The 19,440-nt window shown below is 61.3% G+C and carries 16 protein-coding genes and 2 tRNA genes; all 18 read right to left on the reverse strand.

Annotation, left to right across the window (positions count from 1 at the left end; genetic code table 11):
- Window positions 1-94: 94 nt before the first annotated feature.
- Window positions 95-658, reverse strand: coding sequence for a hypothetical protein (locus AC1Q64_RS24620; RefSeq protein ID WP_492253093.1), 564 nt, complete (start codon window positions 656-658; stop codon window positions 95-97).
- Complete coding sequence (locus AC1Q64_RS24625; RefSeq protein ID WP_492253094.1) at window positions 651-869, reverse strand: hypothetical protein; 219 nt, start codon at window positions 867-869, stop codon at window positions 651-653. The genes AC1Q64_RS24620 and AC1Q64_RS24625 overlap by 8 nt, the downstream gene beginning before the upstream one ends.
- Before the next feature lie 175 nt (window positions 870-1,044).
- Window positions 1,045-1,120: transfer RNA gene (locus AC1Q64_RS24630), tRNA-Phe, on the reverse strand.
- 60 nt (window positions 1,121-1,180) lie between these two features.
- The gene (locus tag AC1Q64_RS24635; protein WP_291438007.1) at window positions 1,181-1,864 is read right to left on the reverse strand and encodes a response regulator; all 684 of its coding nucleotides are present in this window, start codon (window positions 1,862-1,864) and stop codon (window positions 1,181-1,183) included.
- Between the two features lie 40 nt (window positions 1,865-1,904).
- Window positions 1,905-4,199: a sensor histidine kinase gene (locus AC1Q64_RS24640; RefSeq protein ID WP_492253095.1), complete on the reverse strand. Its 2,295-nt coding sequence runs from the start codon at window positions 4,197-4,199 to the stop codon at window positions 1,905-1,907.
- Window positions 4,196-4,807 (reverse strand): DUF4390 domain-containing protein, encoded by a 612-nt coding sequence (locus AC1Q64_RS24645; RefSeq protein ID WP_492253096.1) that lies wholly within the window; start codon window positions 4,805-4,807, stop codon window positions 4,196-4,198. Before AC1Q64_RS24645 ends, AC1Q64_RS24640 begins: the two co-directional genes overlap by 4 nt.
- 10 nt (window positions 4,808-4,817) lie before the next feature.
- Window positions 4,818-6,119, reverse strand: a complete 1,302-nt coding sequence (gene rsmB, locus AC1Q64_RS24650; RefSeq protein WP_492253097.1) for a 16S rRNA (cytosine(967)-C(5))-methyltransferase RsmB — start codon at window positions 6,117-6,119, stop codon at window positions 4,818-4,820.
- 189 nt (window positions 6,120-6,308) lie between these two features.
- Entirely contained in the window at window positions 6,309-6,917 is a 609-nt protein-coding gene (locus tag AC1Q64_RS24655; RefSeq protein WP_291438004.1) for a LemA family protein, read from the reverse strand.
- Window positions 6,918-7,096: 179 nt separating this feature from the next.
- Entirely contained in the window at window positions 7,097-11,332 is a 4,236-nt protein-coding gene (gene rpoC, locus AC1Q64_RS24660; RefSeq protein WP_291438003.1) for a DNA-directed RNA polymerase subunit beta', read from the reverse strand.
- Between the two features lie 21 nt (window positions 11,333-11,353).
- Entirely contained in the window at window positions 11,354-15,466 is a 4,113-nt protein-coding gene (gene rpoB, locus AC1Q64_RS24665) for a DNA-directed RNA polymerase subunit beta (protein ID WP_492253098.1), read from the reverse strand.
- Window positions 15,467-15,732: 266 nt separating this feature from the next.
- Complete coding sequence (gene rplL / locus AC1Q64_RS24670) at window positions 15,733-16,110, reverse strand: 50S ribosomal protein L7/L12 (RefSeq protein WP_008907085.1); 378 nt, start codon at window positions 16,108-16,110, stop codon at window positions 15,733-15,735.
- 40 nt (window positions 16,111-16,150) lie between these two features.
- Complete coding sequence (gene rplJ, locus AC1Q64_RS24675) at window positions 16,151-16,675, reverse strand: 50S ribosomal protein L10 (protein WP_034695835.1); 525 nt, start codon at window positions 16,673-16,675, stop codon at window positions 16,151-16,153.
- Between the two features lie 239 nt (window positions 16,676-16,914).
- A complete protein-coding gene (gene rplA / locus AC1Q64_RS24680; RefSeq protein ID WP_056059944.1) occupies window positions 16,915-17,610 on the reverse strand; it encodes a 50S ribosomal protein L1 in 696 nt (231 codons plus the stop codon).
- Entirely contained in the window at window positions 17,611-18,042 is a 432-nt protein-coding gene (gene rplK / locus AC1Q64_RS24685; protein WP_008907082.1) for a 50S ribosomal protein L11, read from the reverse strand.
- A gap of 161 nt (window positions 18,043-18,203) precedes the next feature.
- On the reverse strand, window positions 18,204-18,800 hold the full coding sequence (gene nusG, locus AC1Q64_RS24690; protein ID WP_291438001.1) for a transcription termination/antitermination protein NusG: 597 nt from the start codon (window positions 18,798-18,800) through the stop codon (window positions 18,204-18,206).
- Window positions 18,797-19,183, reverse strand: a complete 387-nt coding sequence (gene secE / locus AC1Q64_RS24695) for a preprotein translocase subunit SecE (RefSeq protein ID WP_291438000.1) — start codon at window positions 19,181-19,183, stop codon at window positions 18,797-18,799. The genes nusG and secE overlap by 4 nt, the downstream gene beginning before the upstream one ends.
- Window positions 19,184-19,274: 91 nt before the next feature.
- Window positions 19,275-19,350 (reverse strand) — tRNA-Trp (locus AC1Q64_RS24700).
- 15 nt (window positions 19,351-19,365) lie between these two features.
- Window positions 19,366-19,440 (reverse strand): EF-Tu C-terminal domain-related protein (locus AC1Q64_RS24705; RefSeq protein ID WP_198556962.1); only part of this gene is annotated, 75 nt, incomplete at its 5' end.

The following is a 19,440-nucleotide window of genomic DNA, read 5'->3' on the forward strand; positions in this document are numbered from 1 at the left end:
GCGACCAAGAACTTATCCACAACGTGAGCGTGAAGCTCACGAACCAGGGTGGGTCAAGATTCGATGGAAATGGTGGGTCAGCTTTGCGTGGAAATCAACACGCCGCATTGCCATCATCGACCATCGCATTCATGAACTGCTGCACATCACTTCGTGTGATATCCGCCATGCGCTTGCAAGCGAGCACAGCGCGATGGCGCTCTGTGTTCGCGTTCTTCGTCAACTGTGCAGCACGGTGCGCGCTCAAGCCCTTTGGAATCGTGCGCTCAGTCGTGTGCGGCTTGAGCGAGACACGGAAATACACGTGCTGCGGACCGGAGTCTTGCTGGCCCTGTTGCCCTTCTTCCTCGGCCAGACACTTCACGTCCAGCAGGTCGAGCCCAGCAAAACGCAGATATTTGTTAATGCGCACGGCATCCTGGACAGCGCCTTTCAGAAAGCGCAGACGCTCCAGCGCGTATGTCTGCAGCGCCTGAGCAAGGGTTGTACGTTCGGGTCCTGGCTGACGAGGCACCCGACCCCGGTCAATCTCGACCTTGCGCAGACTCATGGCCTTGAGAACAGCAGCTTTGGTCGGAAATCCCGACAGATAGACATCGTGGCCTTCGTGGCGAGCGCGTACGCACCAGCCCTTACCCTCCAAGTAAGGCTTAGCCATTGCACACCTCTTTGCGAGGCGCCAGGGGCCTTATAGGGCAGCACTGCGAGGCATTGAACGCGCTGACTGCCTTGAGCGCAGACAGCAATGAGAGACTGACAACCATAAACAACTCCAGATGTGGAATCGAGTACAGCGACGTTTCTTTAGCCTTCCGGCAAAAAAACTGCAGTCGAAAGCGCCCCTCTTTGCCGCAGAAGAGTTCGGCCATCGCCGAGTTCCATACGGTCATCACCGCGCAATGAAGCGCAGTGACTTGCCACCGAACGCATTGCTTTCCCAATGCAAGTGTCAGAACTTGCGTCAGAAAAACAAAAAAGCGACCTGTTTTACGGGTCGCTTGTTTTGCATCTCTTCGTAAACTGTTGATTTACAAGGAGAAATTTTGGTGGCCTGGGGCGGAATCGAACCACCGACACAAGGATTTTCAATCCTCTGCTCTACCGACTGAGCTACCGGGCCTGAGCCTCAAATTATAGCCAGAAAAATCAGCGCTTCCGGCAAAAGGCATAAATTAATTGATCAGCCGCGCTTGCCGCGCCCTAGATCCACACCCAGCTGGCGCAGTTTGCGATACAGGTGTGTGCGCTCCAGACCCGTCTTTTCGGCCACGCGGGTCATGGAGCCGCCTTCGCGGGCCAGGTGGAACTCAAAGTAGGCCTTCTCAAAGCCGTCACGCGCCTCGCGCAGGGGGCGGTCCAGATCGAAGCCCTGGTGGGCGTGCGGGCCGGGGTCAACCCCTGCCATCACCGCCGAGACGGCTGGCAGCTGCGAGAAGGTCGGATCGGCCGGGACGGCAGCGGGTGCAGCCACGGCCGCCACGGGCGCGGCCTGGTGGGCGGCGTTGCGGGCCAAGCCCTGCTCCACAGCCTTGAGCAGCTTTTGGAGGGTGATGGGCTTTTCGAGGAACGAGAAGGCGCCGATGCGGGTGGCTTCCACCGCCGTGTCGATGGTGGCGTGGCCGCTCATCATGATGACCGGCATGGTCAGCACACCGGCAGTGGCCCACTCCTTGAGCAACGAGACGCCGTCGGTGTCGGGCATCCAGATGTCCAGCAGCACCAGGTCATAACTGTTGCCTGCCCGGGCGGCTCTGGCCTGGGTCGCATTTTCTGCGAGGTCTACGCTGTGACCTTCGTCGTTCAGGATTTCCGACAGCAGATCACGAATGCCGAGCTCATCGTCGACCACCAGAATGTTTGCCATGTGTGTTGAAGTGCCTTGGGGGTACTGCGGGGCGGTGTTGTTATGACGCCACCGCTGGTTCAGGGGCGAATGATAACGACACTTGGGCGCCGCGCACCACGCCGTCTTCGGTACGGTTGGACAGTTCTATGCGCGCGCCGTGCTCATCTGCGATCTTTTTGACCACGGCCAAACCCAGACCAGTGCCACGTGGCTTGGTGGTGACGTAGGGCTCGAACGCGCGCTGCAGGATATGCGACGGAAAGCCCCCGCCGCTGTCCGACACGGTGAGCCGCACGCGGCGTGACGATTCGCTCCAGCGGGTGCTGATGCGCACCGGCGGCACTGGCTCCGAGGCCCCGGCGCGGGCCTGCTCGGTCGAGTCCTGGGCGTTCTGCAGCAGGTTGTGCACGACCTGGCGCAACTGCTGGGCATCGCCCGCAATCCAGGGGCAGCGCGGGTCCAGCTCGGCTTCTACAGGCACGGTGGCATTTTCTGCACCATACAAATGGAGCACGTCGGCGACCAGCGCGTTGAGATCCAGTGCGTGCAATTCTGCTGCGGGCAAACGCGCGTAATCGCGGAACTCGTTGACCAGCCGCTTCATGGCATCGACCTGATCGACGATGGTTTTGACGGACTTGGCGAGGATGGCCTGTTCAGGGTCTGGCAGCTTGCCCGACAGCTTCATTTCGAGCCGCTCGGCGGAGAGCTGGATGGGGGTCAGCGGGTTCTTGATTTCGTGCGCCAGCCGGCGCGCCACCTCGCCCCAGGCCTGTGCGCGCTGGGCCGAAACGATTTCCGAAATGTCGTCAAAAACCAACAGTCGGGTGGAGTCGGGCAACTCGGCGCCCCGGGCAACCAGGCTGGTGGCGTGCTGCCCGGCTCCGCCGGATGAGGCATGCAGCTCAAACGGCTGCTGCCAGTGGTCCAGGCCGTGGCGTTCATGGTCACCCAGAAACGCATCGAAATGGCCCTGGACCGACGCGGCAAACTCTGCAAGACCGGGCACGTCAGACAGTGACCGCCCCTCATACGCGGCCATGGGCGCGCGCAGGATACGGGTGGCGCCCGGGTTGGACGAGCGGATCAGCCCCTGTGAGTCCAGCACAATGACGCCCGCCGTGAGGTTGTCCAGAATGGTCTGCAGGTTGGCGCGGGAGGCATCGACCTCACCCATGCTCTGCTCCACCGCCTGGCGCGCGTCTGCCAATTGCTGCGTCATGAGTGCAAACGAGCGCGTCAGCCCCCCCAGCTCATCCTTGCTTTGCAGCGCGGCCTTGGGGCTCAGGTTGCCAGCCGCCACCTCGCGCACCCCTTCGGCCAGTACCAGCAGCGGCCGCGCCAGCTGGTTGCCCAACAACACTGCCAGCAGCACCGCACCGAACACAGCGAGGAACAGACTCAGCGTGAGCGTGCCCACATACATGCGACGCAGCCCACCCCGCGCCAGCGCACGTTCCTGGTATTCGCGGTTGGCCTCCTGCACCGCAATGGCGTTGGCCACCAGGGCAGGCGGCAGGGGCAAGGTGGCTTGCAGGTAGCGCGGCTCCATCAACAGGCCCACGCTGGGGCTGCTGACCAAGGCCAGCACCTTGACCCGCGCATTCTGCGCGGCGGCGGGGTCGGCAATGTCGTCCAGCCCTTCAATCTGCGCGGTGGCGCGCTGCTGGCGTGCAGTGCGCAGCAAGGCAGCGCCTGGTCGCTCCGGATTGAGGCTGAACCGCGACTGCCCCACGCTGGCCACCGCCTGGCCGGACGCGTTCCAGAGCACCACGTCGGTCGCGCCGAGCTGATCGCGGATCCGCTCCAGCACCAGGCCTGCAGCGGCATCGGGCACCTGGGCCACCTGGGCACTGGCATTGCGGGTTTTGGCGGCCATATCCGTGGCCAGCGAATCCAGCGACACACGGGCGAGGTTGACGCCTGCAGACAGCGCCCCCTCCACCTTGACGTCAAACCAGCTTTCGATGGAGCGCGTGACGAACTGGTAAGACACCACATAGATCAGCAGTCCCGGCATCAGCCCCACCAGCGCAAAGATGGCGGCCAGCTTGACCAGCAGGCGGCTGCCAAAACGCCCCCGGCGCAGCCGCAGCCCCAGGCGCACGGCCACCCAGCCCAGCACCAGGAGCAGCAGCAGCGCCACAAACACGTTGACGCCAAACAGCCAGGCGTAGTTGCGCTCGTACAGCACCCGGTTGTTGGTGGCCAGCGTCAACAGGAACAGCAGCACCATGCCGATGGCCGACATGATGGCGGCGCCAACGCCCACGGCCCAGCGCACCGCGCGGGACTGACGAGCTGTAGCGTGGGTCGATGCCGAAACGCCGGATGATGAGGGGCGGGAACTCACTTGGCAGGCCCTGCACCCAGGCGCTGGCTGCGGGAGACCAGCAGGTTCCAGCCCGACCGGCCGACCGCACCGATCTGGAAAGGACGGGGCAGCTGGGACATGTCGAGGCGGAAGCGGAAGTTCACCGTATGCACGGCATCGGACTCGATCACATCGCGTTCAGCGATCTTCCAGCGTGAAAAACGCTGAATCGACGACAAGGCATCGGCGTAATTGTCAAAATTCTGACCCAGCACCACGCCCAGCCCGCTGTTGGTGAAAGGCGTGGAGGAGATGTTGAGACGCCAACGGCGGGTGAGCGGCTGGTAGCTCAGGCGGAAGTACCGGGTGGTCTCGGCCACCTGCCGGTCGGACCAGTACCAGCGGTCGCGCAGCACCTGGGCGTCGGCCACGAAGAACATGGGAATGCCTTTTTGCAAGGCGTCTTCGGCCAGCTCGGGCAGTTCAAATTGCAGGTTGGCACTCAGGTACAGACCGTCGTCCCCGCGTTCGAGGCGCAGGTCACCCACCTCGGAGGAGGCCGCCTGTGCGGCCACGGCCTGCGGCACCCAGCAGAGCACCGTCCCCCAAAACAGCACAAACCATGCGCACACCAGCCACCAGCGCATGCTCCGGGGCTCATTGCGCCGATTTTTGCAACAGTGCGTAAAAAAAGCCGTCGTGGTCACCGGTCAGATTGTCCGGGACAGCTCCGACCTTGTCCGCGTTGCCGGGAATTAAATGCCCCGGCGACGGCAGCATTTGCGCATCGGTGTTGTGTGCAAGAAACGTTTGCACCTGGGCATCACCCTCTGCCCGGAAGACGGAACAAGTGCAATACAGCAGGCGCCCGCCGGGACGCAACAGCGGCCACAGGGCCTTGAGCAGGGCCGCCTGCAGGGTTGCCAGCTGGGCAATGTCGGATTCACGGCGCAGCCAGCGCACGTCCGGATGGCGACGCACAATGCCGGACGCGGTGCACGGTGCGTCGAGCAGGATGGCGTCGAACGGCACGCCACCGCACTGCGACTGCCACCAGTCTTCCGGGCGAGCAGCATCTGCCACCAGGACCTGGGCCGTTAGCCCCAGGCGCTGCAGGGTTTCACCAATGCGGACGCTGCGTGTGGCATCGATTTCCAGCGCCGTGACCTGCAAGGGAGACTGCGGACCCGCCATCTCCAGCAGGTGCGCCGTCTTGCCGCCGGGGGCGGCGCAGGCGTCGAGCACGCGCAAGGGATGGATCAGGTCCAGCCCTTGCAGTAGCAAAGGGGCCGCCTGTTGCGCAGCAGCGTCCTGCACCGACACCCAGCCCTCGGCAAAGTGAGGCAGCGACTGCACGGGCACGGCTTGGCGTAGCGCGACCCCGTGCTGCCCCACTGCCTCCGCTCCTAAACCAATAGCACTCAAGGCAAACAAATACTGCGCTACCGTGCATTTTTTTTCATTGACCCGCAACACCATGGGTGCGTGGGCATTGTTGGCGTGCAGGATCTCCTCCCAGTGCTGGGGATGGTCCTTGCGCAGGCGCTGAATCCACCAGTGTGGATGGTTCCAGCGCGCCACCGGATCGTTGTCGGTGGCCGCCACCAGAGCGTCCCGCTCTCGCAAAAAGCGGCGCAGGCAACCATTGATGAACGAAGCTTGCGCGCGTGTGGCTGGGTGGTGCTTGGCCGCCTCCACCGCCTGGTTCACCAGGGTAAAAGGTTCGTAGGGCGATGCGTGCGGATCCCAGCACAGCGCCAATGCACTGCACAGCAGGGCATCGGCGGCAGGAGCTGGGGCGCGGGCGGCCAGCTGGCGGCGCAAGGCCTCGGCCCGCCCAGCCTGCCGCAGCACCTGGAACAGCAAAGCCTGCACGCCGGGGCGCAACGCGGTCTCTACGGCCGCCAGCGCTGTCGTGCCGGACTGCCCTCCGCGAATCGCCTGTAAGGCGCCAGCCACTGCTGTCAGCAACCGCCACAGAGGAACAGGTGTGGTACTCGGCGAGGTCGCCCCGTCGGATGGGACCGCAGCAGAACTCGCCCGCGGAGACTGCTGGCCGGAGCCTGCGCGCGCGGGGCGCTGCGCATGGTCACCGGTGCGACGAGGGCGGTTGTGGGGAGGTGGAGTCATCGTGATCCTGAAAACGGGTTACAGCGCGCGTGCCGCCTTGAACCCGAACACCCAGGCCAGCAGGCTGGCCGGAAACTGGGCAATGGCACTGTTGTACTGCACCACGGCCTCATTGAACACCCGAATCGCTTGCTCGTTCTGGACGGCGTGTTCCTCCCAGCGAACCTGCCACACGGACAACAACACCACGGGCGAAGACCCGGGGACGACGCCAGGGTCGCCCGCGGAAGCCAGCGCTACCGGCTGCGCAGGGTCGTCCACCAACTTTTGCAAGGCGGTGGCCCAGGTAGCGCGAAGCACTTCCCGGGCGGCCGTCAATGCAGCCACCGCGTCATCCTGCAGCGGGCGGGCGCGTGCCACGGCCAAAGAGGCACTGAATTGGGTCACTGCGCCCTGCAGCGCGGCCAGCTCTTGCGCGCCCCCGTCGGCCAGCAGGCTGCCGCGCTGTACCGTCTGCGCTGCCCCGAACTCGCCGAGCAACGCCACCAGCCGCACCATGTGCGCATCAAAACTGCCGAACGACTGAACAACGGCCGAACGCAAGCGCATCAGACGGTTGTAGGCCCCCAGGGCCCAGAACAGAAAGACGGCAAAAGCAATCCAGAAAAGGGGCGACGACCACAGCATGCACAGTTGCCGGAGCGGATACTGCTGCACCCGTCGCGGCCCGAAAAACAGAAAGTTGAAACAAACGACGGGCGGTGAAAAGACACGCGTCCATCAAAAACGCCCCCGGCCTGCCTGGGACAGGACGGGGGCGCTGTGGCGACCGCAGCAGGGCCGGGAATGGGCCTTGCTGTTTTCTATCAGTCTGCCGCTGCGTCGGTGGCAGTGACGCTGCCACTGTCCACATCCGAGGCGTCCGACTGGGCTGCCATTTCGGCGGCTTCGGCTTCGGCGATGGCGCGGCGCTCGGCGTCGTCCATGGCGTCCTTGGCCTTGCGTGCCTGGTGGTAGGCCAGACCCGTACCTGCAGGGATCAGGCGACCCACGATCACGTTTTCCTTCAGGCCACGCAGCTCGTCGCGCTTGCCCATGATGGCAGCCTCGGTGAGCACGCGGGTCGTTTCCTGGAAGGAAGCGGCCGAGATGAACGAGTCGGTAGACAGCGATGCCTTCGTGATACCCAGCAGCAGGTTGCTGTAGGTCGCGGGGATCTTGCCCTCAGCTTGCAGTGCCTCGTTGGTGTTCAGGATCTCGGAGCGCTCGACCTGTTCACCGCTGATGTAGTTGGACTCACCGATGTTCTCGACCACCACACGGCGCAGCATCTGGCGAACGATCACTTCAATGTGCTTGTCATTGATCTTCACGCCTTGCAAGCGATACACGTCCTGCACTTCGTCCACGATGTAGCGCGACAGCTCTTCGATACCCAGCAGGCGCAGGATGTCTTGCGGGTCGGCTGGGCCGTCCACAATCGATTCGCCCTTGTTGACCACTTGGCCTTCGTGCACCAGGATGTTCTTTTCCTTGGGCACAAGCTCTTCGAACACGCGGCCTTCAGGGTCGGTGATCTGCAAGCGGACCTTGCCCTTGGTTTCCTTGCCGAACGACACGGTACCGGTCATTTCGGCCAGCGTGCCCTTGTCCTTCGGAGTACGGGCTTCAAACAGTTCGGCCACGCGGGGCAGACCACCGGTAATGTCGCGGGTCTTCTGGCCTTCGACCGGAATACGCGCCAGCACTTCGCCGGGGCCCACGTCCTGACCGTCACGCACCTGAATCAGAGCGCCGACCTGGAAGCCGATGGTCACCGAGTGGTCGGTACCAGGGATCTTCACTTCGTTGCCCTGGGCGTCGATCAGCTTCACCTGTGGACGCACCACCTTGGCAGCACCACGGCGCTTCGGATCGATCACCACCAGCGTGGACAGACCGGTCACTTCATCTACCTGCTTGGCCACCGTCAGGCCTTCTTCGACGTTCTCGAACTTGGTCTGACCGGCGAACTCGGTGATGATGGGTCGCGTCAGCGGATCCCAGTTGGCCAGGATCGTGCCGGCCTTGATCTGCTGGTCGGCCTTCACCGTCAGCGTGGCGCCGTAAGGCACCTTGTGGCGCTCGCGCTCGCGGCCATGCTCGTCCTGGATGATGATCTCACCCGAACGTGCAATCACCACCAGCTCGCCCTTGGTGTTGCTCACGTAGCGCATCGTGGCATTGAAGCCGATCACGCCGTTGGACTTGGCTTCCACGCTCGACGCGATGGCAGCACGCGAAGCGGCACCACCGATGTGGAACGTACGCATGGTCAGCTGCGTGCCGGGCTCACCGATGGACTGGGCAGCGATCACACCCACGGCTTCGCCGAGGTTGATCAGGCCACCGCGGCCCAGGTCACGGCCGTAGCACTTGGCGCACAGGCCGTAGCGGGTTTCGCAGGTCAGGGCCGTGCGCACCTTCACTTCGTCCACGCCAGCCGCTTCCAGCTCTTCGATCAGGTCTTCGTCCAGCATCACACCGGCTTCGACCAGCACCGAGCGGTTCTCGGGGTGCAGCACATCTTCAGCTGCAGTGCGGCCCAGGATACGCTCGCGCAGCGATTCGATCACTTCACCGCCTTCGACGATGGCGCGCATCAGCGAACCATTGGCCGTGCCGCAATCCTCTTCGGTCACGACCAGGTCCTGCGTCACGTCCACCAGACGGCGGGTGAGGTACCCGGAGTTCGCCGTCTTCAGCGCCGTGTCGGCCAGACCCTTACGGGCACCGTGGGTGGAGATGAAGTACTCCAGCACGTTCAGACCTTCTCGGAAGTTCGCGGTGATAGGCGTTTCAATGATCGAGCCGTCTGGCTTGGCCATCAGACCCCGCATACCGGCCACCTGACGGATCTGGGCAGCGGAGCCCCGGGCACCGGAGTCGGCCATCATGTAGATGGAGTTGAACGACTCCTGATCCACTTCCTTGCCGTGGCGGTCCATGACCTTCTGCTTGGAAAGCTGGGCCATCATTACCTTGGACACTTCGTCGCCGGCCTTGCCCCAGATGTCCACCACCTTGTTGTAACGCTCGCCAGACGTCACCAGACCGGACACGTACTGCTGCTCGATCTCTTTGACTTCCTTCTCGGAGCGCTCGATGATGCCGGCCTTCTGTGGCGGCACCAGCATGTCGTCAATGGCAATCGAGATACCGGCGCGCGTGGCCAGGCGGAAACCGTTTTGCAGCAGCTTGTCTGCAAACACCACGGTTTCCTTCAGGCCGCACTTGCGGAAGCTCACGTTGATGAGCTTGGAGATTTCCTTCTTCTTCAGCGCCTTGTTCATGTTGCTGAACGGCAGGCCCTTGGGAAGAATTTCGGACAGCAGCGCACGGCCCGCAGTGGTTTCCACGAGCGAAGTCGACGGCACGAACTCGCCCGTTTCCTTGTTCTTCGTCCACTCGGTCATGCGCACCGTGATCTTGGCAGCCAGCTCGACCTCGCCCGCATCCAGCGCGCGTTGCACTTCACCGGTGTCGGCAAACACCAGGCCTTCGCCCTTGCCGTTGATGCGGTCGCGGGTGGCGTAGTACAGGCCCAGCACCACGTCCTGCGAAGGAACGATGGAGGGCTCGCCCGAAGCCGGGAATAGCACGTTGTTGGAGGCCAGCATCAGCGTGCGGGCTTCCATCTGCGCTTCCACCGACAGCGGGACGTGAACAGCCATCTGGTCACCGTCGAAGTCGGCGTTGAAGGCCGCGCAAACAAGCGGGTGCAGCTGGATGGCCTTGCCTTCGATCAGGATGGGTTCAAAGGCCTGGATACCCAAACGGTGCAGCGTAGGCGCACGGTTCAGCATCACGGGGTGTTCCTTGATGACCTCTTCCAGGATGTCCCACACCACGGGGGTGCCGGATTCGACTTCCTTCTTGGCGGCCTTGATCGTCGTAGCGATGCCCATGGCTTCGAGGCGCGAGAAGATGAAAGGCTTGAACAGCTCCAGAGCCATCAGCTTGGGCAGGCCGCACTGGTGCAGCTTGAGCGTTGGGCCCACGGTAATCACGGAACGACCGGAGTAGTCCACGCGCTTGCCCAGCAAGTTCTGACGGAAACGGCCCGACTTACCCTTGATCATGTCGGCCAACGACTTCAGAGCACGCTTGTTGGCGCCCGTCATGGCCTTGCCACGGCGGCCGTTGTCCAGCAGCGAGTCCACGGCCTCTTGCAGCATCCGCTTTTCGTTGCGGGCGATGATTTCAGGGGCCTTCAGTTCCAGCAGACGGCGCAGACGGCTGTTGCGGTTGATAACGCGGCGGTACAGGTCGTTCAGGTCAGAGGTCGCGAAGCGGCCGCCGTCCAGAGGCACCAGCGGACGCAGGTCCGGCGGCAGCACGGGCAGCACTTCCAGCACCATCCACTCGGGCTTGATACCGGACTTCTTGAACGCTTCGAGCACCTTCAGGCGCTTGGCGTTCTTCTTGACCTTGACTTCGGAGCCGGTCAAGTCGCCACGCAGGCGTTCGATCGACAGGTCGATGTCGATGGATTCGAGCAGGTCCTTGATACCTTCAGCGCCCATCTTGGCGATGAATTCGTCGCCGTATTCCTTGCGCTTTGCGTCGTAGTCGTCCTCGGACATGATGCTGAACTTCTTCAGCGGAGTCATGCCGGGGTCGGTCACCACGTAGGCTTCAAAGTACAGCACGCGTTCGATGTCGCGCAGCGTCATGTCCAGCACCAGACCCAGACGCGATGGCAGCGACTTCAGGAACCAGATGTGGGCGCAAGGCGCGGCCAGGTCGATGTGGCCCATGCGCTCGCGGCGCACCTTGGTCTGCGTGACTTCAACGCCGCACTTCTCGCAGATCACACCGCGGTGCTTGAGGCGCTTGTACTTGCCGCACAGGCATTCGTAGTCCTTGATAGGACCAAAAATCTTGGCGCAGAACAGGCCGTCACGCTCGGGCTTGAACGTACGGTAGTTGATGGTTTCGGGCTTCTTCACTTCGCCGAAAGACCACGAACGGATCTTTTCGGGCGAAGCCATGCCGATACGGATGGCATCGAAATGCTCGTCCGGCGTGAATTGCTTGAACAGGTCGAGTAGCGATTTCATAGTGACTCTTTCCTTTTCTGCTTAGGAGCGTTCCAGCTCGATGTCCAGGCCCAGCGAACGGATTTCCTTGACCAGCACGTTGAACGATTCCGGCATGCCGGCTTCGATGGCGTGTTCGCCCTTGACGATGGATTCGTACACCTTGGTACGGCCCACCACGTCGTCGGACTTCACGGTCAGCATTTCCTGCAGCACGTAGGCGGCGCCGTAAGCTTCCAGCGCCCACACTTCCATTTCCCCGAAACGCTGGCCACCAAACTGCGCCTTACCACCCAGCGGCTGCTGCGTGACGAGCGAGTAAGGACCGGTCGAGCGGGCATGCATCTTGTCGTCCACCAAGTGGTGCAGCTTCAGGTAGTGCATGTAGCCGATGGTGGTCGGGCGCTCAAAGCGCTCGCCCGTGCGGCCATCAAACAGATAAGCCTGTGTGCGGGTCGGTGTCAGGCCCTTGCGCTCTGCGATGTCGTCTGGGTAGGCGATCTTGAGCATGTCCTTGATTTCTTCTTCCGAAGCACCATCGAACACGGGGGTGGCGTAAGGCACACCGCTCGTCAGATTTTCCGCCATGGCCATCAGGTCGTCGTCGCTCAGTTGCGACAGGTCTTCCTTGCGGCCGCGCGAGTTGTACACCTCTTCCAGGAACGTGCGCAGTTCAGACGCCTTGGCCTGCTCCTGGAGCATGTTGCCAATGCGCTGACCAATGCCCTTGCCGGCCCAGCCCAGGTGGACTTCCAGCACCTGACCGATGTTCATCCGCGAGGGCACGCCCAGCGGGTTCAGAACGATGTCGGCAGGCGTGCCGTCGGCCATGTAGGGCATGTCCTCGACCGGAACGATCTTGGACACCACACCCTTGTTACCGTGGCGGCCAGCCATTTTGTCACCAGGCTGCAGACGGCGCTTGACGGCAAGGTACACCTTGACCATCTTGAGCACGCCAGCTGGCAGCTCGTCGCCTTGCGTGAGCTTCTTGCGCTTTTCTTCAAAGGCCAGGTCAAAGCTGTGGCGCGTTTGCTCCAGCGCGTTCTTGATGGATTCGAGCTGGGTGGCGACTTCGTCTTCCGCAGGGCGGATGTCGAACCAGTGGAACTTCTCGACGGAAGCCAGATAGGCCTTGTCGATCTTCGTGCCCTTGGCGAGCTTCTGTGGGCCGCCGTTGGCCACGCGGCCGGTCAGCAGCTTCTCGATACGATCAAAGGCGTCGGCCTCCACGATGCGCAGCTGGTCGTTCAGGTCCAGACGGAAGCGCTTGAGTTCATCGTCGATGATCTGCTGGGCGCGCTTGTCACGTTGGATGCCTTCACGTGTGAACACCTGCACGTCGATCACGGTGCCCGACGAACCCTGGTCCACGCGCAGCGACGTGTCCTTCACGTCGGAAGCCTTCTCGCCGAAGATGGCGCGCAGCAGCTTCTCTTCAGGCGTGAGGGTGGTTTCGCCCTTGGGCGTTACCTTGCCGACCAGCGTGTCGCCGGGTTGCACTTCGGCGCCCACGTAGATGATGCCGGACTCATCCAGACGGTTCAGTTGCTGTTCCGACAGGTTCGGAATGTCGCGTGTGATTTCTTCTGCACCCAGCTTCGTGTCGCGAGCCATCACGACCAACTCTTCGATGTGGATCGAGGTGTAGCGGTCTTCGGACACCACGCGTTCGGAGATCAGGATCGAGTCTTCGAAGTTGTATCCGTTCCAGGGCATGAACGCGATCAGCATGTTCTGGCCGATGGCGATTTCGCCAAAGTCCGTCGATGCACCGTCGGCCACGACGTCACCCTTGACCAGCTTGTCACCCTTCTTGACGATCGGACGCTGGTGGATGTTGGTGTTCTGGTTGGAACGCTGGTACTTGATGAGGTTGTAGATGTCCACACCAACTTCACCGGCCACGGCCTCGTCGTCGTTCACACGCACCACGATACGGGTGGCATCGACGTAGTCCACGATGCCGCCACGTGTGGCGGTCACGACGGTGCCCGAGTCGACAGCGGCCACGCGTTCAATGCCGGTGCCGACGAGGGGCTTTTCAGGGCGCAGCACAGGCACGGCCTGGCGCGACATGTTGGCGCCCATCAACGCGCGGTTCGCATCGTCGTGCTCAAGGAATGGCACCAGCGAGGCTGCCACCGACACGATCTGCGCAGGCGAAACGTCCATGTACTGCACGCGGTCTGCGCCGCACAGAATCGACTCACCCTTTTCACGGGCGGAGACCAGTTCGCCCGTCAGGCGACCGTCCTTGTCGAGCTGCGCATTGGCCTGCGCGATCACATACTTGCCTTCTTCGATCGCCGACAGGTAGTCAATATCGTTGGTCACCTTGCCGTCGACCACACGACGGTACGGGGTTTCAATGAAACCGTACTCGTTCAGGCGGGCGTACAGGGCCAGCGAGTTGATCAGACCGATGTTCGGACCTTCAGGCGTTTCGATAGGGCAGACGCGGCCGTAATGGGTCACGTGCACGTCACGCACTTCAAAGCCTGCGCGCTCACGGGTCAAACCGCCTGGGCCCAGAGCGGACACACGGCGCTTGTGCGTGATTTCGGCCAGCGGGTTGGTCTGGTCCATGAACTGCGACAGCTGCGAGGCGCCGAAGAATTCCTTCAAGGCGGCCGAAATCGGCTTGCTGTTGATCAGATCATGGGGCATCAGAGGCTCTTGCTCGGCCTGCCCCAGACGTTCCTTCACAGCCTTTTCGATACGGGCCAGGCCGGTGCGGTACTGGTTCTCGGCCAGTTCGCCCACGCAACGCACGCGGCGGTTGCCCAGGTGATCGATGTCATCGACTTCGCCGTTGCCGTTGCGCAGGTCCACCAGAATCTTGACCACAGCCAGGATGTCCTCGTTGGACAGCACCATGGGGCCGGTGGATTCGTCGCGGCCGATCTTGGCGTTGAACTTCATGCGGCCCACGCGCGACAGGTCGTAGGTGTCAGGGTTGTAGAACAGGCGCTGGAAAAGGGCCTGCACGGCGTCTTCGGTCGGCGGCTCGCCGGGGCGCATCATGCGGTAGATGGCCACACGGGCAGCGAACTCATCCACCGTTTCATCGATGCGCAGGGTCTGCGAAATGTAGGCGCCCTGATCCAGTTCGTTCGTGTAGATGACCTGCAGGTCTTGCACGCCGGCAGAACGCAGCTTCTTGAGAAGCGCTTCGGTCAGTTCTTCATTGGCTTTGGCGATGATTTCGCCTGTGTCAGCGTCCACAATGTTGCGGGCGACCACGCGGCCAATCAGGAAGTCTTCGGGCACGCTGATGTGTGTGGTGCCAGATTGTTCCAGTTCACGGGTGTGACGGGCCGTGACGCGCTTGTCCTTGGCCACGACCACCTTGCCGGACTTGTCAGTGATGTCGAAACGGGCCACTTCGCCACGCAGGCGTTCGGAGACAAACTCCATCTGCGCGCCGCTGTCCATCAGGCGGAAGTTATCGTTGACGAAGAAGTTCGCCAGGATGGACTCAGGGTTCAAGCCGATGGCCTTGAGCAGGATCGTGACCGGCATCTTGCGGCGACGGTCCACGCGGAAGTACAGGATGTCCTTGGGGTCGAATTCGAAGTCGAGCCACGAACCACGGTACGGGATGATCCGTGCCGAGAACAGCAGCTTGCCCGAGCTGTGGGTCTTGCCCTTGTCATGCTCGAAAAACACGCCAGGTGAACGGTGCAGCTGCGACACGATCACACGCTCAGTACCATTGATGATGAACGAGCCCTTGTCGGTCATCAGGGGCACTTCACCCATGTAGACCTCTTGCTCCTTCACTTCCTTGACCACCTTGGACTGCGACGTCGAGGACTCGCGGTCATAGATGATCAGTTGCACCTTGGCGCGTACGGCCGAGGCGAATGTGAGTCCACGGGTCTGGCATTCACGCACGTCAAACGCGGGCTTTGCCAAGTTGTACTCAATGAATTTCATCTCCACGAAACCGTTGTGGGAGACGATGGGGAAGGCAGCGTCGAATGCAGCCTGAAGGCCTTCGATGGTTCTTTTCTGGGGTGCTGTATCTGCCTGCAGGAAAGCGGTGTATGCGTCCTTCTGCATCTGCAGCAGATAAGGAACTTCGAGCACGCTATCGCGGGTGCCGAAACTTTTGCGAATTCGCTTGCGTTCGGTGTAGGAATAGGCCATGAGATCTCCGGGCAAAGACATGAGTCCTGGGTCTTCGACGACTGACCCGCAAGGAGCGTGGTCCTTACGGGCTTGGCGGTTGGCCACTACCAACCATGGCGGACGGTGATGCGTTGCACATCACCCGAACCAAGGCGTCTTCTGCTGTCGGGGTTGTCAGAAGACACTCGAAAGCCTCGTTGCTAACGGGGCTTACGGGTGCTCTCTGAAAGCACCAAAGGCTGGAGGCCCTTTGAGGAGCACTCCAGCCCTTGAGCAAGACCGAATTACTTGAGTTCGGCCTTGGCGCCGGCTTCCACCAGCTTCTTGACGGCGGCTTCGGCGTCGGCCTTGGCAATGCCTTCCTTGACGTTCTTGGGAGCGCCGTCCACCAGATCCTTGGCTTCCTTGAGGCCCAGACCGGTGATTTCGCGCACTGCCTTGATGACGGACACCTTGTTGGCGCCGGCTTCGGTCAGCACCACGTTGAATTCCGTCTTTTCTTCGGCAGCAGCGGCGCCAGCGCCACCACCAGCGGCAGCAGGAGCAGCCATGGCTGCAGCGCTCACGCCAAACTTCTCTTCAATGGCCTTCACCAGGTCATTGAGTTCCAGAACCGTCATGCTGTCCAGCGCGGTCAAAAATGCGTCTTTATCGAATGCCATTTTGATTTCCTAACAATTGTGTTGGTTGACTGCCCAGCTATCAAGCTGCTGCAGGTTCGGCGGCCGGTGCGGCTGCGCCTTCGCCTTTTTTCGCCGCCAGTGCGCCCAGCACAACGGCCGTACGCGACATGGGGGACATAAGCAAGCCACAAATCTGAGCCAGCAGAACTTCCTTGGAAGGAATGTTGGCCAGTTGCTTCACGCCGTTGACGTCCAGGGCTTTACCACCGAAAGCGCCACCGCGAATCACCAACTTGTCGTTGGTCTTCGCAAAGTCAGCCACCACTTTCGCGGCGGCCACGGCGTCTTCGGAGAAGCCATAGATCAGGGGACCAGTCATCTGGTCAGCCACCACGTCAAACTGGCTGCCTGCCACAGCACGGCGGGCCAGGGTGTTCTTCAGAACACTCAGGCTCACACCCTTGCTGCGTGCATCAACTCGCAGTTTGGTCATGTCGGCGACCGTGATGCCACGGTATTCCGCGATCACAAGCGTTTGAGCTTTAGCGGCGAGGCTGGTCACTTCACTGATGACCGCTTCTTTCTCACTGCGATTAAGACTCAAGGTCTACTCCTTAAATTGCGCATTCAGGTTTGCACCCTTCTGCGCGCTCTTGTTTCAGCGACCAACTGTTTCGGAACGAATTCCATCTGCAGCGGGATCGCCATCTGCGTTGGCCCCACAAGGGGATTAAGTGCGGTGAACCGCACACCAACGGTCTTGGATGGCCTGCAGGCAGGTATTGCACCACCTACAGCCCACCACATCAGGCCCTTGAAAGGCCCGAAGATTTCTTATCGCAATTACGCTGCGATGGATTGCGTATCCACGCGGACGCCAACGCCCATCGTGGAGGACACAGCGACCTTGCGCAGGTACAGACCCTTGCTCGAAGCTGGTTTGGCCTTGTTCAGTGCGTCGATCAGCGCAGCAAGGTTGCCTTGCAGCTTTTCGTTGTCGAACGAACGGCGGCCAATGGTGCTGTGCACGATACCGGCCTTGTCCACACGGAACTGCACCTGACCAGCCTTGGCGTTCTTCACAGCCGTGGCAACGTCAGGAGTCACGGTGCCAACCTTGGGGTTAGGCATCAGACCACGAGGACCCAGAATCTGGCCCAGGGTACCCACAACGCGCATGGCGTCAGGGGCAGCGATCACCACGTCGAAAGGCATGTCGCCGGCCTTGACCATGGCAGCCAGGTCGTCCATGCCAACGATATCAGCACCCGCAGCCTTGGCTTCTTCTGCCTTGGCGCCTTGTGCAAACACCGCCACGCGGGTCGTTTTGCCAGTGCCATTGGGCAGCACCACGGCGCCACGCACCACTTGGTCCGACTTCTTGGCATCGATGCCCAGTTGCACCGCCACGTCGATGGATTCATCGAACTTGGCCGTAGCGGCTTCTTTCACGAGCGCCACTGCATCTGCAAAAGCGTACAGCTTGGTGCTGTCAACCTTGCCCTGCAGGGCCTTTTGCTTTTTCGTCAACTTGGCCATTTACAAACCCTCCACCGTCACGCCCATCGAGCGTGCGGAACCAGCCAGCGTACGGACAGCAGCGTCAACGTTAGCAGCGTTCATGTCCTTCATCTTGGTCTTGGCGATCTCTTCGAGCTGTTCGCGCGTGATCTTGCCAACCTTGGTCTTCAGGGCATTGGAAGAACCCTTTTCGAGCTTGATGGCCTTCTTGATCAGAGTCGTCGCAGGCGGCGTCTTGATGATGAAGGTAAAGCTCTTGTCTGCGAACGCCGTGATGACCACGGGCAACGGCAGACCTGGCTCCACACCTTGGGTCTGCGCATTGAATGCCTTGCAGAACTCCATGATGTTGAGACCACGCTGACCCAGTGCTGGGCCAATGGGTGGGGATGGATTGGCCTTACCAGCTGGAACTTGCAGCTTGATAAAACCGACGATTTTTTTCGCCATGCTTTACTCCTGACGGGTCATAACGCCTGTGTTGCACCATGCAACCACCAGCTCCCCGGGTTAACGACTCACCGAGACGACGTCCGCACCGAGTCGAAAAGTGCGGCATCCAAAACCATTGCCATGACCACCGAAGCAGGTCAGGCTTGTGATCGACAGGCTTATGTCTTTTCGACTTGTCCGAACTCGAGCTCCACAGGGGTCGAGCGGCCGAAAATCATCACGGAGACGCGCACGCGGCTCTTTTCGTAATTGACTTCTTCGACGGAGCCGTTGAAGTCCGTGAAAGGACCTTCCTTGACGCGCACCAACTCGCCCACCATGAACTCGATCTTGTGGCGAGGCTTGTCAGTGCCCTCCTGCATCTGACTGACGATCTTTTGCACTTCGTCTTCCGAGATGGGCGCCGGACGGTTCTTGGCGCCCCCGACAAAACCAGTTACCTTGTTGGTGTGCTTCACCAAGTGCCAGGTATCGTCATCCATCACCATCTCAACGAACACGTAGCCCGGAAACAAGCGACGCTCCGTCGTCTTGCGTTGGCCGTTTTTCATTTCGACGACTTCTTCGGTCGGCACCAAGATGCGACCAAATTTGTCTTGCATGCCAGAGCGGCCGATGCGCTCCTGGATGTTGCGCTCTACCGCTTTTTCCATGCCCGAATAGGCATGGACAATGTACCAGCGCAGATCTGGATTGGCCGAGGCAGGAGCGCCTGCAGGAGCTTGTGCTCCCGTGATTTCCGCAGCGGTCATCATGACTTTCTCCAACCCAAAATCAAGTCGTACAAGACCCACTCCAGCGTCTTGTCCGTGAACCACAGAAAAAGCGCCATGATCACCACAAAGGCGAACACATAGGCCGTCATCTGCAAGGTCTCCTTGCGCGTGGGCCAGACCACCTTTTTCACTTCGCGCCATGCGTCTTTGGCAAATGCGACGAACTGGCGCCCAGATTCCGACACCAGAAAGACCGCCGCAGCCGCAATCAGCCCGACGATCAACGCCGCCCACTGCACGACAGCGCCCTGCTTGCTCAACAAATAAAAGCCCGCAACTGAGGCAATGACCAACGCCACCACCGCTGCGAGCTTGGCCTTGTCTGCGCCTGTATTGACAGTTTCAACCTGTGAAGTGGCCATCTTTGAGTATTTCCTGCTTCCGATTCACGGCGCCACCTAAGACACCGAAGCCCGCCAGGGTCTGGCGGGCTTGTTGGGGGCCACATTCAAGTGGCAGGGGCAGTAGGAATCGAACCTACAACCTTCGGTTTTGGAGACCGACGCTCTGCCAATTGAGCTATACCCCTGTATACCTTGCTTAATTAAGCAATGATCTTGGCCACGACGCCAGCGCCCACAGTACGGCCACCTTCGCGGATAGCGAAGCGCAGACCTTC

The organism is Acidovorax sp. GW835-FHT14G06 (assembly GCF_058793595.1).

What these genes read in the sequence shown, in the direction of transcription:
- AC1Q64_RS24620 (WP_492253093.1), bottom strand. Translation starts at nt 658, where the DNA reads ATGGCTAAGCCTTACTTGGAGGGTAAGGGCTGGTGCGTACGCGCTCGC.
- AC1Q64_RS24625 (WP_492253094.1), bottom strand. Translation starts at nt 869, where the DNA reads ATGGCCGAACTCTTCTGCGGCAAAGAGGGGCGCTTTCGACTGCAGTTT.
- AC1Q64_RS24635 (WP_291438007.1), bottom strand. Translation starts at nt 1,864, where the DNA reads ATGGCAAACATTCTGGTGGTCGACGATGAGCTCGGCATTCGTGATCTG.
- AC1Q64_RS24645 (WP_492253096.1), bottom strand. Translation starts at nt 4,807, where the DNA reads ATGCGCTGGTGGCTGGTGTGCGCATGGTTTGTGCTGTTTTGGGGGACG.
- AC1Q64_RS24655 (WP_291438004.1), bottom strand. Translation starts at nt 6,917, where the DNA reads ATGCTGTGGTCGTCGCCCCTTTTCTGGATTGCTTTTGCCGTCTTTCTG.
- rpoC (WP_291438003.1), bottom strand. Translation starts at nt 11,332, where the DNA reads ATGAAATCGCTACTCGACCTGTTCAAGCAATTCACGCCGGACGAGCAT.
- rpoB (WP_492253098.1), bottom strand. Translation starts at nt 15,466, where the DNA reads ATGGCCTATTCCTACACCGAACGCAAGCGAATTCGCAAAAGTTTCGGC.
- rplL (WP_008907085.1), bottom strand. Translation starts at nt 16,110, where the DNA reads ATGGCATTCGATAAAGACGCATTTTTGACCGCGCTGGACAGCATGACG.
- rplA (WP_056059944.1), bottom strand. Translation starts at nt 17,610, where the DNA reads ATGGCCAAGTTGACGAAAAAGCAAAAGGCCCTGCAGGGCAAGGTTGAC.
- rplK (WP_008907082.1), bottom strand. Translation starts at nt 18,042, where the DNA reads ATGGCGAAAAAAATCGTCGGTTTTATCAAGCTGCAAGTTCCAGCTGGT.
- nusG (WP_291438001.1), bottom strand. Translation starts at nt 18,800, where the DNA reads ATGATGACCGCTGCGGAAATCACGGGAGCACAAGCTCCTGCAGGCGCT.
- secE (WP_291438000.1), bottom strand. Translation starts at nt 19,183, where the DNA reads ATGGCCACTTCACAGGTTGAAACTGTCAATACAGGCGCAGACAAGGCC.